The sequence below is a fragment of the Streptococcus jiangnanensis genome, assembly GCF_040888325.1.
Lineage (GTDB): Bacteria > Bacillota > Bacilli > Lactobacillales > Streptococcaceae > Streptococcus > Streptococcus jiangnanensis.
This window is the reverse complement of sequence record NZ_JBFNFF010000001.1, coordinates 334,072-347,636: the sequence shown is the minus strand read 5'-3', so window position 1 is coordinate 347,636 and position 13,565 is coordinate 334,072. Positions and strand designations below refer to the sequence as shown.

5 protein-coding genes and 2 pseudogenes are annotated in these 13,565 nt (G+C 40.5%); 1 reads left to right on the top strand and 6 read right to left on the bottom strand.

The window, feature by feature from the left end:
- Positions 1-24 precede the first annotated feature (24 nt).
- Both AB2B49_RS01555 and AB2B49_RS01550 read right to left on the bottom strand, forming a co-directional pair.
- Entirely contained in the window at positions 25-6,390 is a 6,366-nt protein-coding gene (locus AB2B49_RS01555) for a SpGH101 family endo-alpha-N-acetylgalactosaminidase (protein WP_320691861.1), read from the bottom strand.
- Between the two features lie 277 nt (positions 6,391-6,667).
- Entirely contained in the window at positions 6,668-8,650 is a 1,983-nt protein-coding gene (locus tag AB2B49_RS01550; RefSeq protein ID WP_320691860.1) for a peptide ABC transporter substrate-binding protein, read from the bottom strand.
- Positions 8,651-8,887: 237 nt separating this feature from the next.
- Here AB2B49_RS01550 and AB2B49_RS01545 point away from each other — a divergent pair.
- Positions 8,888-9,433: pseudogene (locus AB2B49_RS01545) on the top strand (sugar nucleotide-binding protein).
- A 130-nt stretch (positions 9,434-9,563) separates the two neighbouring features.
- Here AB2B49_RS01545 and AB2B49_RS01540 read toward each other — a convergent pair.
- The 4 genes and pseudogenes from AB2B49_RS01540 to AB2B49_RS01525 all read right to left on the bottom strand — a co-directional run.
- A pseudogene (locus AB2B49_RS01540) lies at positions 9,564-9,805 on the bottom strand (sugar phosphate nucleotidyltransferase); the annotation flags it as partial.
- 48 nt (positions 9,806-9,853) lie between these two features.
- A complete protein-coding gene (locus AB2B49_RS01535; RefSeq protein WP_320691859.1) occupies positions 9,854-10,906 on the bottom strand; it encodes a galactofuranosyltransferase in 1,053 nt (350 codons plus the stop codon).
- A 27-nt stretch (positions 10,907-10,933) separates the two neighbouring features.
- The gene (gene glf / locus AB2B49_RS01530; RefSeq protein WP_320691858.1) at positions 10,934-12,037 is read right to left on the bottom strand and encodes a UDP-galactopyranose mutase; all 1,104 of its coding nucleotides are present in this window, start codon (positions 12,035-12,037) and stop codon (positions 10,934-10,936) included.
- Between the two features lie 11 nt (positions 12,038-12,048).
- Entirely contained in the window at positions 12,049-13,461 is a 1,413-nt protein-coding gene (locus AB2B49_RS01525) for a flippase (protein WP_320691857.1), read from the bottom strand.
- Positions 13,462-13,565: the final 104 nt, after the last annotated feature.

Genomic DNA, 13,565 nt, shown 5'->3' with positions numbered 1-13,565 from the left:
TTGAACTGCTAAAATCAAATCTCATTAATCTTCTTTACGTTTTGTCGCAAGAACCGCAGCAGATAAAGCGATGCTCACACTTGCTAAGAAGAGGGCTGCTTCTGAACCATGTTCTCCTGTAGCAGGAAGTTGCTCTTCTTTATCTTCCAGAGTTTTGGCATCAGCTACTGGGCTTGGAGTGAGCGGGTACTCAGGTTTTTCAACTGTTGGAGCTGCTTGATCTCCAGCAGTAGCCAATACACCTGTGTAGGCTGGTTTCTCGTTTACCAAGGCTTGGACCGCATTGACGCCACCCTTAAACTCAGGGACTTCATTTGCAGCCGCTAGGACCGCATTGGCTCCACCTTTGTATTCTGGTAATTCGTGAACCAAGGCTTCAACCGCATTAACGCCGCCCTTGAACTCAGGAACCTCATGTACAGCTGCTTCTGTTGCATTGACGCCGCCTTTGAACTCAGGTACATCAAGAACTGGTGGTTGCTCTTCACCCTTGCTACTTGTTGGAGCGTCTGGTTTCGTAGCAGAATCTTTTAATTGGTTGAGATAATCTGCGAAGTAGGCAACCATTCTTTCCGTCAAGAGGTGGTTATCCGTCGCATATTTCATGCTCGCCTGAACGCTAGCTACTTCCTCTTGATTGTCTTTGTCTGTTAATTTCTGCGCCTTAGCCAAAGCTGCTTCATAGCCTGACAAGTCAAGAGGTGTTTCTGCTACTTGTGGACGGGTAAAGATGAGTTCCGCTGCCGATTGGTATTTATCGCCACCATCTCCGTAAGTCTTGGTACCAGTAAGGACAATTTTCTTAGCCTTGATTGTCTTGCCAAAGTCAATGTCTTTTGGCTTGTTGTTATTTGGCCAATCTGTCACTGTGAAGGTATGTTCTTTACCAGACTCATCTGTGACAACCAGTTTCACATCTCGCAAGTTTCCATTTGAATCAGAGGCACGTGGAACATAACGAAGTCCTGTGATTTCAGTTGGTTCTTTCAAGACCATGGTGGCAGGCTTGCCTACATCTCCACCATTCCAAGATGTATGCCATAGACTAGACACATTTCCATCAAAGGCATTCTCTAGACCTTCACCTGGTTGAGCTGGCGCATCCAAACTTTCAAAGTCTTCTGCTACCAAGGCTGTCTTCTTCTGAACCAAAGCATTCTTCAAGGCTTCAATCTTGGCAATCTCTGCACGCGCTTCTTCTACGCTAATGTCATCATCTGCTTGGCTGAGGTTAAAGACCGCCTCTTTCAAAGCATCCATAGACTCTTTCGTGTAGTTGGTCATGGCAACCGTTGGCAAGTAGTTCTTGAGAGCATTTTCTGTCAACATCTTACCTGTTAGGGTAATTTCCTCGATGTGAAGATTGTCCATCATGAAGTCGTTGTAACCACGGAAGTTGGCATTTCCGCCAGCATCTCCACGAGTATTGCTTGCGTTTCCAGTTGAGTAGATACCTACCCAAGTATCGCCTGTTTCTGCACCTGTCACGAGGAAGGTTACTTTCTTGGCTTTCTTAGAATCTGTCCAAGTATTTGGCAATTCATGCATTTCCAAGTTGCTTGCTTGAGTACCACGACGACCTGATTGGAATTCTCCCTTACCGACTACAAAGGCATAGGTATTGTCTGATCCTGCTTCGTATTCAAAGGTTACACGATAAGTCTTACCAGCTTCAAAGCGGAAGTTTTGTGGAATGGTTTGGTAAACCAAGTTACGACGACTAACCAGTCCATTGGTCTTGAGTGACCAATTTCCATCGATAACATCATCAACTTTCTTACCGTTCCAACCACGCTGTGTATATGGATCGTGTTTTTCAGACAAGTGAGTCCGGTTATCTTCGACACCTTCGACACCACCCACTACAAATGGGAAGATTCCTTGAGCAACATTTTCAAAGTCTTGTTTAAATGTTCCTTGACCTGTATCATGATTATCTCCGTACATGCTTGAATTGTTTTCAAAGGTACGAATTTCATCAAAGTAAGTTGCTTCATCACCAGCTTCACGACTCAATGTCAGAGTGACATTTGATACATCTGAACCTGTTGTAAAGAAGGCGTACATATTTTGGAAGTAACTTGTATCGTCAACTGTAGCATTTTCACGACGATTGTTATGAGCATAAGCTTTGATATAGTTAAGAGCGAGTGACTTATTGGTATAGGTAGTCACTTCTTTTTCGCCAGTATTCACTGTGATACTTGCCTTAGCATTACTACGATTATCAACACCGACATAAACAGCATACTTGGTATTTGGTTTCAAGCCAGTCAGTTTCTGAGTAAGACTGACCTTGCTCTTATTACCTTGGATACGAAGCATTTCATTTGCGCCTTGTGATTTGACAATTTCTGCCTTGGAAGCATCACCAGAAATGGTCCAGTGTTTCAAGGTTCCACTGTTAAATCCTTGGTCATAGATGTGCATGCCTTCGCTCCATGACATTTCAGGATTGGTTTGTTTTGAACGGTAGAGAACGTATGGTTGATTTGCTAGAAGGTCTAGGGTAATCTTGCCATCTTTTACAGTTAGTTCTTGCTCTTCTGTCTTACCTTGGTCAGTTAGCTTGTAAAGGTAAACCTTGCTATTTGCCCAATCGCTTGGAAGTGTCCAAGTTGTTGCACCAGCTTGCGTATTGAAGTAGTACATTTTTTCCTTATCAGTAGGAAGTTTCTTACCATTTGCATCCCAGTTCCAAGGAGTCAAGTAAGCTGAACCATCTTGGATGACACGTCCGTTAAGCGTTACTGTACGTTCGCGGTATTGCGGGCTATTGACATCATTTGACTTACGAGTCACAACAACCTTGTTACCTGCTGCATCGACTAGCTCAACCTTCATTTCTGGAGTCCATTTATAGGTGCTACCATTATCGGTCATGGTAACTGGTGTACCATTTTCCCATTTACTTACAGTGAAGTGTTGGAAGTACTTAGTCATGACGTCATGGGCAAAGAGGTTAGTCACGTAGCCATTGTAGTCGCTTCGTCCTTGCCAGCCTTCAAAGTCTTTCATGCTGTAGCCACCTAGAAGTGGGTAGTTGGCTGCACCACCGTAACTTCTGTAGTCCCCAACCCATGAATCTTTTTGGTGGTTGCGGATAAAGCGTGTGATAGCACTGTTGATACCTTTATTAGTGTAGCCACCATAGGTCAAGTCAGCTGCCCAGTGTTGGAAGGTAGAGTCGTATTCACCACCATGACCCCACTCAATCGCAAAGCGCCAGCCTTGTTTGTTGATTTCTTTAGCAAGAACGTGGGTAGCCCAGGCACCGTTATCACCTGATTGGCCATTGCCCCAAACGTCCACATAGATAAAGTCGAGACCATCACCAAGTTTTTTCTTCAAGTCTTCCCAGCGAGCCAAACGTCCATGCGCCAAGTCATAAGCAGCATCAATGTTGATACCTTGGTCTAGCCAGTTCCAGCCGTAGCTGTAACTACCATCAGGATTCTTACGAAGAATATTTTCGTTAAAGTATTTAGACTCAGGATAGGTCTCAGATGCGTTAACGTGGATACCTAGATGAGCTCCATATTTCTTCGCTTTTTCGATCAAGGTCTTGAAGTCTTCTACACCACCAATACGTTTACCAATATCAGCATAGTTCAAGTGACCAGAGTCGTGACCTTCACTACCATATCCTTTAAGGAGAACACCTTGCCCAAGACCATCTGTGTGGAGATTGATCTTCTTGATACCATCCAAGGTCATAAGGAATGGGTTTTGTGCTTGAGAACCAAAGTTCATCGCGATACGGTAAGCTGTAATATCCTTAACTTTTTCCCAACCTTGAGGGTTGTTCATAATGCTTCGATAAGCAATGGCACCATCCTGCCAGTCGACTTTATTGTCAGCATTGGCATCTTCGGTGATAACAACCTTGGCACTTGGAAGTTCCTTGGTGTATTCTGGGAAAACAATGCCCTTATAAGCTTTTTCCCATTGCCATTCAGAACTTTGGATTCCCACATAGTTTGTATTTCCAACAGTTTGTTTGAATGCTGTCAAACGAGTCCAGTCATTCGAACCACCACCGTAGCTGTTTTGAGAGTTACTCCAAACACCTGCAGCAAGCTTATCTGTAGAAACAAATCCATACATGTAACCCTTAGCCAGATCCTTCATTGGATTGGTTACATCGATATGTTCATCTCCACTGATATGAGTGTTGTTTGACATGGTTGCCCCGTCAAACTTAGCTCCAGTTTGGTCGCTTGAAACTGACACAAGTGAGTTTCCTAAGAAATTGATAGAGGAGAGAAGTTTTCTTTCATCATCAATCTTCTGACCTGGAGTAACTTGATTGTGGTTGACAATCTTGGTCACATCAAAATGCAACTGATTGTCCACAACTTGCAAGCGTACTGTCATATCTGCATTGATGAAATTCTTCTCGTCGCGAAGTTTCATCAAGTACTCTGCAGTAGTATCATTAATCTTCTTATAAGTGACTTCAGGTGTAATTTCGCGATTGTTTACCAAGATTTTCTTAAGTTGTTGAACTTGTCCTGGCAAAGTATGCCCATTCAAAGTATATTCTTTCACGCGTGGAAAGGCTTGGTCAATCACTGCCTTGAGGACCTTAGACTGGATCGTATCATAAGTCACCTTGCTATCATCAACAGCCGGACCTGTTTCTTTCTGGGCAGGAGTATCATCCGCTTTTACGCCTTCTTGATTGTCTGTTTTAACGCTGACAACCGTACGGTCATTGCCATAAGTTCCTGCTTTAAGAAGGATCTTCTTCTCATTTTTAAGATTCTCATTGACCGCCCCCGGTAAAGTCACTGTGTCAAAGAGATTGACATCGTTATTGCTAGCATTAAGCTGGCCATCTGACTTAAGAGTGATAGAAAGACGGTTTACAGAACCCGTTTCTGGTGCTGCTACACGGTTGCCTTTATACCAAGTGCTATTTCCTGGAGTTTTGTATTCCCAGAACCAGCCACCTTGGTCATATCCAACAAAAACATTGTTCTTGGTATCTTTAAATTTCAAGAAGACACCAAAGCGTGATTTGCCCTTTTCAGAATCATCTTTGAAGGTTAAATCAACCGTCGCATTTCCATTAGCGTCAACGGTCAATCCTTGTTTTTCAAACAAGGCTGGTTTGCCATCATTGTCATTTTGGGCCGTTGAAGACAGTTGATTGTAGCGAACACCCTTTTCTTCACGAATAGTGACGGTTCCTTGTTGCTCTTTATTCGCTACTGTTTGCCATTCAGGAGTCACTGTCTTAGGTGTTTCAGGTTTAGCAGTTGCAGGTTTATCCTCTTTTGGTTTTTCTTCAGCCGGTTTCTCTTTCTCTTCCAAGTCGGCTGGTTTCACACTTGAAATTCCCTGTATGTGGTCTTGGATCCATTTTAGTTGAGCTGGTGAGAAGAGAATGCCTCCACTACGTTTTCCAACTACACCATTTTGGTGAACACCGACAAGTTTGCCTTCTGTATCAAAGATACCACCGCCACTAGCACCAGGTTTTCCTCCTTGGTAACCAATCCCTTGGACACCTTCTCCGTATGGTTCCGCAAAATCAACTGTAGTATTGACAATCGGATTCAATTTTCCTTCTGGATAACCAAAGACATGAAGCTTATCTCCAATTTTCTTAACAACTGGCTTTTTAGTTACTTCAACAGGCGTATTTTCTAGAACTGTACGCAATCTCACAAGGGCCAAATCATTTTTGAATCCTTTCAGATAGCCTTCACGATCCCAATGAATGATATCTTTCTTGCTAAACTTGACATCTGGCAATCCTGGATATGAGATGCTATAGATTTCTCCATCCCCTTGGTCATTGTCCACAACCTTACGGACATTGCCGTCTTGGCTATCCTTGATAAAGTTGTGAGAAACCGTCAAGACAAGGTCTTTAGCAATGACAATACCGCTACCTTCTCCTGATGGCGTCTTAATCTTAACAGTCGCGCCGTAGTTTAATTCCCCATTGGTAGTCTTAGCCACATCTTCTGGGACGAGCTTGCCAGTATCTTGGGCCAATTGATCCTTGTTAACTTCGCGCCCATTGTCTTCAGCCTTCTCCAACTTATCTTCTAATTCTTTTGGCAGATTGCTTGGCTTTTCAGACTTTTCTTTTTCTTGAGCCAACAACTCTTCTTCTGTTTGAGGGCCTTCAGTAGTCTCAGCCGAACCAGGATTCTGAGCGGCAGCTTCCTTGTCAAAATCGTGCCCCTCATCACTAGCCTTCTTATCCAAATCAGCTAGTTCACTCGGCAAATTATCTGTTGAACCAACTCTTGCTTGATCAGCCAATACTGGGCTAGCTGCGAAGAAAGTCGCTCCAATCATCACCGAAGCTACTCCAAGCGTAAACTTACGAATACTGAACTTACAGCGTTTTTCAAAAAATCGTTTATCCATGAACTCCTAAATCCTTTCATTTTGCAGTAAGCGTTTACATTTCTTTTTTAAAAAATACTCCTTTCTCTGAAAGTGCTCTGCTTAACTGTTATAAATAAAAATTAATTGTACTTTTAATATAACAAATAAAAAGGCAGAAAGCAATAGGAAATAGGTAAAATTCACTAAAATTTTCTCTTTTCTGAAAAATCCTATCTCTAATCATTCAGGGACTTATACCAAGATAAAAAAGGACTTAACCATCATATCGATGGCTAAATCCTTTACTTTTTTAAAGTTATTTCACATGGTTTGCGAGTTCTTCTTGGGCCTTTTTATTTGACTCTTCTTTTTCTTTCAACCATTTTTCTTGAGCTTTTTGGTATTCTTCTGTTGTCACTGCCTTATCTTGTACTTCTAGATATTTGTACAAAAGGGCTTCACTCATACCCTTGTTACCAGAGTATGCAAATGGAAGTGTAAATGGTACCATCTTAGACAACATTGGACGACCAGTTTGAGAAGTTGTTGGAATGAGCAAGGCACTGTCTGTCAACCAAGCTTGGGCAGCAGCATATTTCTCATAACGTTTTGAAACATCAGTGGTTTCTTCACCAGCTTCCACAACCATTTTTTCGTAATCTTCTAAACCAACTTGCTTAGCCGCAGCGTTGTTTGTCCCAGAATCAAATCCTAGATATGTTTTCGTATTTTCTCCTACAGAAGGCTTGATAATATCAAGATAAGTAGATGGATCGATATAGTCTGGAGACCAACCCACGTTATCTGAGATATCCCAGTCTTCTCCAGCCGCAGTTTCAGCGAAGTAGGTAATGTTTTGAACATCATCTTTTTGGAGCTGTTGGATATCGATAACCACATTATCTGATCCTAGATTTTCTTCAACTGACTGTTTAAATGATTGAACACGTTGAACTTTTGTTGTATTAGTTTGGTCTACAGGCATATCCAAGTGGATTGGGAATTTCACACCTTCCGCTTGAAGGGCCGCCTTAGCTTTAGCGAATTCTGCTTTAGCTTTGTCAGGATTATAGAGTCCATCTTGGGCATCATCCAAGTTTACGTTGCTCCACTCGTCTCCATAGGTCACCAATTTTTCCTTAACTAATTCCCCAAAGTTTTTCCCATCTGCCTGTACAAATGTAGGGGGAACAAACAAATTACGAAGCAGTTTAGTGGCCCCGCTTGCACCATTTACTTGAGAAGCGTAGGCTGTTCTGTCAAAACCAAATGCAATAGCTTGACGGAAGTCCTTATTCAAAAGGGCCTTCTTGGTTGATGCTTTTTCCTCATCTGTTGTCTTAGAAGTGTACTTATAGGACTGACGATCGATATTTGTGCCTACTAAATAAGTAGTAGAATCTTGTTGGGTATAAACGATATTGTCTTTGAATGTTTTTTCAGTCTCTGAGTAACTAGCACTTGTTGGGAAGAGACGAGCCATTGTAAAGCTACCGTCTTTGAAAGCTTCAGTTGGCTTATTAGTATCTTGACCATCCCAGAAGGATAATTTCACTTTATCAAGATGAACATTGTCTTTGTCCCAATAGTTTGGATTCTTTTCGAACTCGACTGATGATTTGGCTACGATTGATTTGAGTAAGAATGGTCCATTATAGAGAATGCTACTTGGGTCCGTACCTTTAGCAAAGTCATCCCCTTTAGAGTTCAAAAATTCTTCATTAACAGGAGCCAGAACACCCATTGTTGTCTTAGAATTCCAGAAACTTTCTGGCTTGTTCAATGTGTATTGAACGGTATAATCATCAAGAGCTTTGATTCCTACTTGAGAAAAATCTGTAATTTCTCCTTTGACATAGGCATCCAATCCCTTGATAGATTCCTGAACCAGGTAAAGACCATCTGATTTCTTATCAGCAGCATACTTAAGACCAGTTACAAAGTCTTGAGCTTTAACTTCTGCATACTCCTCACCTTCAGATGTATACCATTTTGCATCCTTTCGGAGTGTATACGTGTAAGTCAATCCATCCTTAGATACAGACCAATCCTCAGCCATAGATGGTACAAAGTTACCGTAGCGGTCATTTTCAAGCAAACCATCGATAACGTTGCTAGTAATATTTGCTGTAGCTGCCTTACCAGTTGTCAAATAGTTTAGGTTATCAGGATCCGTTTCGTAAATGTATGAGAATGTTTTCTCACCTTTAGCATTTGAACTTGATCCAGAGCAGGCCGCAAGAGTCGCAGCTGCCAATAACGTCACACCCGCAAGGGCAAGTAGTTTTGAACTTTTCATTGTTTTCTCCTTTAAAACTTTCACCCCATTATAGTCCCTTTTCAGAAACATGTCAATATAATTTTCAGAATTTTTGAATTACTTTGGTAAATTCTGAAAAATAAGTTTTCTATCATAAAATTATGATTCTCTAATACTATATTTTTATATCTTAAACCAGCAAAACAAGGACCGAAAATCAGATTTTTTATCATTTTTTTGCTATGATTAGATAGAAGAAAAGTTAAGGAGAAGACAATGATATTAATTACAGGTGCAAATGGTCAACTCGGTACTGAACTACGTTATTTACTAGATGAACGAAATGTGGACTATGTTGCAGTGGATGTGGCTGAAATGGATATCACTAATTCTGAACAGCATTACATCATCCGCACTGCTTGGGTTTTTGGAAATTATGGTAAAAACTTTGTCTTTACCATGCAAAATCTAGCCAAATCCCATAAAGCACTCACAGTAGTCAACGACCAACACGGCCGCCCAACCTAGACACGAACCTTGGCCGAATTCATGACCTATTTGACTAAAAATCAAAAAGAGTATGGCTACTACCACTTATCAAATGACGCAGCTAAAGACACCACTTGGTATGACTTTGCTGTCGAGATTCTTAAAGACAGTGATGTCGAAGTAGTACCAGTATACTCCAGCAAGTTTCCTGCCAAGGCCAAACGACCTCTCAATTCAACAATGAGTTTGACCAAAGCAAAGGCAACAGGTTTCGTCATTCCAACCTGGCAAGATGCCCTTAAAGAGTTTTATAAACAAGAAGTAAGAAAATAAAAGATTACGACATACATAAAAAGCAAGAGACTTTGAGTTCTCTTGCTTTTTAGTATCTGATTACTTAATTACTTGTTGCGTCTTGGCATAGTTAGCCTCTACCGCTTCTTTGTCAGATTTCCACCAGTCTTGGTTGTTCCGCATAGGAGAGCTTGATCCCAAATTCGGAACCATACAAGAGCAAGTCCTTGAAAAGGGGCAAATCCTGTGGTGTTGAGATAATCAAAATATCCTTGATTCCAGCCAACATCAGGGTTGACAAAGGATAATAAATCATGAGTTTATCATAAACCGCATCAGCTGTTTTGACGCAGCCCGAGTAAGTGGGTATAAACGTGTTCCCGAACCAGCTGCAAGAATAATACCTTTCATAATGAAGTAATCTTTCTAACGAACTGATCAATGGGTAGCTTCAAATTCTTACTTCAATTTAGAAATGGCCGATTTCAGATAATCACCATTTCGAAGCGCTACTCCTACTTGTCTAGCATTAGCCGACAGTTCCATGTAATCTTGATCTGTCAAATCGTCCAGTGCCTTTTGGAGGTCATGTAGAGAATCAACTGCTATACCACATTGCTTATCTAGCACAAAATGCGCAAGGGCAGACTCTTTCCAAACAACTAGAGGAAAGCCCGAAGCCAAATAAAGAGAAGCCTTGTGGGAGTTGTTAATACGTAGGTAATTTCCGAAAGAACCTTTGCAAGTTTCTGAACTATCACCATCCCACACCAAACCAAAACTACCTTGAAGAGCATTTGGGAGGTCATCTGGCATAAAGGAACCAAAGTAGGTGGTATTTTTCAATGCACGACTTTCATCGTACCCCATTCCATAGAGATTATAGGCTGGCTGTTCTGGCAAATTATAAAGATAGCCTGATTTTGTTGGAATTAGATTTCCGGCGATGATAATCGCTTCTTCTTTATGGGGAACACTTTTTTCCTCAAAGTTCGGAATCAGATAGTCAAAAATCTCCAAGCTAACCATTTTATCTGATGGTATGCCTTGAATTGTCAAGGCATTTTTCATAATATCATTATGAACGATAATACCATCCACTGATGTAAGAGCTGCCTTCTCTTGGAAGTAATTTCTCACTTTATGACGAAGTTTCACTGCTGAATTTCCTACATGGCGCAAGGTTTCAATATCATGGATCACAAGATAGAATTTGACTCCTCTATTTTGCGCCTGCTTAATGAGTTGTGAGATGAAAAATGTATGGTGGATAATCGGGAACTGAATCAGCAATTCATCTCCAGATCCTAACTGATCAAACACAGACTTGATTGCCCGATATTTGTGTTGCTGAGCTTTAAAGAAATTCATCTTATACCAATTCTCAACCTTGAGTTCCAACCCCTTATAACCCTCTGAGATTAGAATAGCTTCCACGTCATTTCGTGCCTTATTTCCTGCATTCTTTTCGTATTCATTATGCAGAAATGAATCCTTCAGATAATATTTCACCTTTTCTCCCCTTTATCTGTGATGTTCTTAGATACTCCCTAGTTCTTCCTCTACCACATCCAATGCACGTTCGATTACCACATGCATATCGTAGTATTTATAATCTGCTAAACGTCCACAGAAAATAACCTTATCATTCTGCGCCGCTTCTTCTTGATATTTAGCAAAGATAGCATTATTTCTCTCATCATTGATTGGATAATAGGGTTCATCTCCACGTTTCCAATCAGCTGGGTATTCGCGAGTAATAACCGTTTTCTCCTGAGTACCATACTCAAAGTGTTTATGCTCAATAATGCGAGTATAAGGAATCTCACGTTCTGTATAGTTTACTACAGCATTCCCTTGATAATTTTCTTCATCCAAGACTTCATGTTCAAAACGAAGGCTACGATATTCCAACTCCCCGTGTTTGTAGTCAAAGTACTGGTCAATCATCCCTGTGAAGACAACTTTTTCAGCTGATGCTTCTAGCTCTTCACGATTGGCAAAGAAATCAACACCAAGCTCTACTTCTACATCGCCAAGCATGTTTTCAATGATGACGTTATAGCCACCGATTGGAATACCTTGGTAACGGTCATTAAAATAATTATTATCAAAGGTCAAACGCACTGGGAGGCGCTTGATAATAAATGGCGGAAGGTCTGTTGCAGAACGTCCCCATTGTTTTTCTGTGTAGCCCTTAATTAACTTTTCATAGATATCTGGACCAATTAACTTGATGGCTTGTTCCTCAAGGTTTTTAGGTTCAACATCCTTCATATCAGCTGTCTGCTCAGCGATCTTAGCCTTGACTTCTTGTGGTGTCTTAGTTCCCCACATAGCGTAGAAGGTATTCATATTGAAAGGAAGATTGTAAAGACTCCCCTTGTAGTTAGCCACTGGCGAGTTGATATAGTTGTTAAACTCAGCGAATTGGTTAACATAGTCCCATACTTTTTTATTGGAAGTATGGAAAATGTGGGCACCATACTTGTGGACATTGATGCCCTCAACATTTTCACAGTAGATATTTCCACCGATGTGATCACGCTTGTCAATCACTTTTACTTTTTTACCGCGTTTTGTAGCTTCGTGTGCGAAGATTGCTCCAGACAAACCAGCACCAACGATAAGATAATCGTACATAGTTAACTCCATTATTTTTTAATTATTTGTTTTAATTCTTTTACATCTACCACTTTCAAAGATAGAATTGCAAAAAGATAAATAATTCCACCAAGCCCTGCAAATACTATAACATTTATGGTTGGTGAAAAATGTATAAGTGTTTTTAAACCTAGCAAGATACCATACATGATAGCTGATGCTAGAGCAATTTTAGTCATCGACCCCAAAACATGAACTTCTTTTAAGTATACTCGGGTAAAGTATAATTGTATCGCCCATACCAACGCCTCTGTCAGAACAGATACAATGGCTGCTCCGATATACCCAAGTTTAGGAAGGAATAGTAAATTCAAACCTACACTGATTATTGCGGGAGCTGTTGTTGAAATCATGAATTCTTTATTTTTATTATGGGGAATTAAAATCTGAATTCCCATGATGTTGGTCCAACCGATGAAGAACATACGGAAGATCATAATGGCGATTGCATAACGTGCATCCTGAAAATCTTGACCAAGGAAAAACTGAACAAAATCATCATTCACAATCAAAATTCCTGCCATCATTGGGAAAATCACTAGATTATAAATGAGGAAGGACATCTCATGCATCTTATTGACTGCCTTATGATCTCCTGTCGCTAACAAATGCGCAACACGAGGCAACATAACGCTTCCCAAGGAAGTTACCAAGGTCAAAAGTATATTTACCAACTTTAGAGCCTGATCATAAATCCCTACATCTTTTGTAGAAGCTAAGGCTCCAAGCATGGTACGATCCAGCGTAATGTACAAAGAAATAGCTACTTGAGGAAGGAATAATAATATGACCGGCTTTAAATGATGTCTAGCATATTCTATGCTAAAATGAGAACTGCCGATAAACTCACGAGCAGGCACCCACATACTTAGTTGCCCCAAGAGTTCAAATATGGTTAGCAAAAAAACATAGAGATATAGGTCATTTGCAGATTTGACAAAGAGAAAGATTGAAATGACTCCAACGAGTTTAACTGTGATATTTCGAACAGTAATCTTTCGAAAATCTTCTAGCCCTTGAAAGAGCCAGGAAATGTCTAAACCTTTTGAAACTAAACTCAAGCCTAGAATGTAGGCTACCGGATTTTGCATAGAGGGAAGAGTCATACAAAGAAGAGCATATAAGGACAGAGAAAGAACTGTTGCCCCTAATTGTAGAGAGTAGATACCCCAAAAGTTTTTATTAATCTCATTACGATGTCCTGAAATGACCTTAGTACCATAGTTAGCAACTCCTAACGTCGCTAAGAGAATAAAGTAGGTGACAATGGAATTAAAGTATCCATACGTCCCTAAATCATCCGAAGAAAAGACCCGTGTTACATAGGGAGTCGTAATGATTGGGAGTATAATCACTAATAACTGATAAGAAAGATTGTAGGCGTAGTTTTTTAATACTTTCATTTCAAGTCATCCAATTTAGAATTAATCAGTGAAAACAAAAAGTTTGACTGGTCATACTTATAATGGTCAATTATTCTAAAAACTTCTTTCATATTTCCTCTTTC

Excerpts from the sequence above, each read along its gene's own strand:
- AB2B49_RS01525 (WP_320691857.1), bottom strand. The coding sequence starts at position 13,461 with ATGAAAGTATTAAAAAACTACGCCTACAATCTTTCTTATCAGTTATTA.
- glf (WP_320691858.1), bottom strand. The coding sequence starts at position 12,037 with ATGTACGATTATCTTATCGTTGGTGCTGGTTTGTCTGGAGCAATCTTC.
- AB2B49_RS01550 (WP_320691860.1), bottom strand. The coding sequence starts at position 8,650 with ATGAAAAGTTCAAAACTACTTGCCCTTGCGGGTGTGACGTTATTGGCA.
- AB2B49_RS01555 (WP_320691861.1), bottom strand. The coding sequence starts at position 6,390 with ATGGATAAACGATTTTTTGAAAAACGCTGTAAGTTCAGTATTCGTAAG.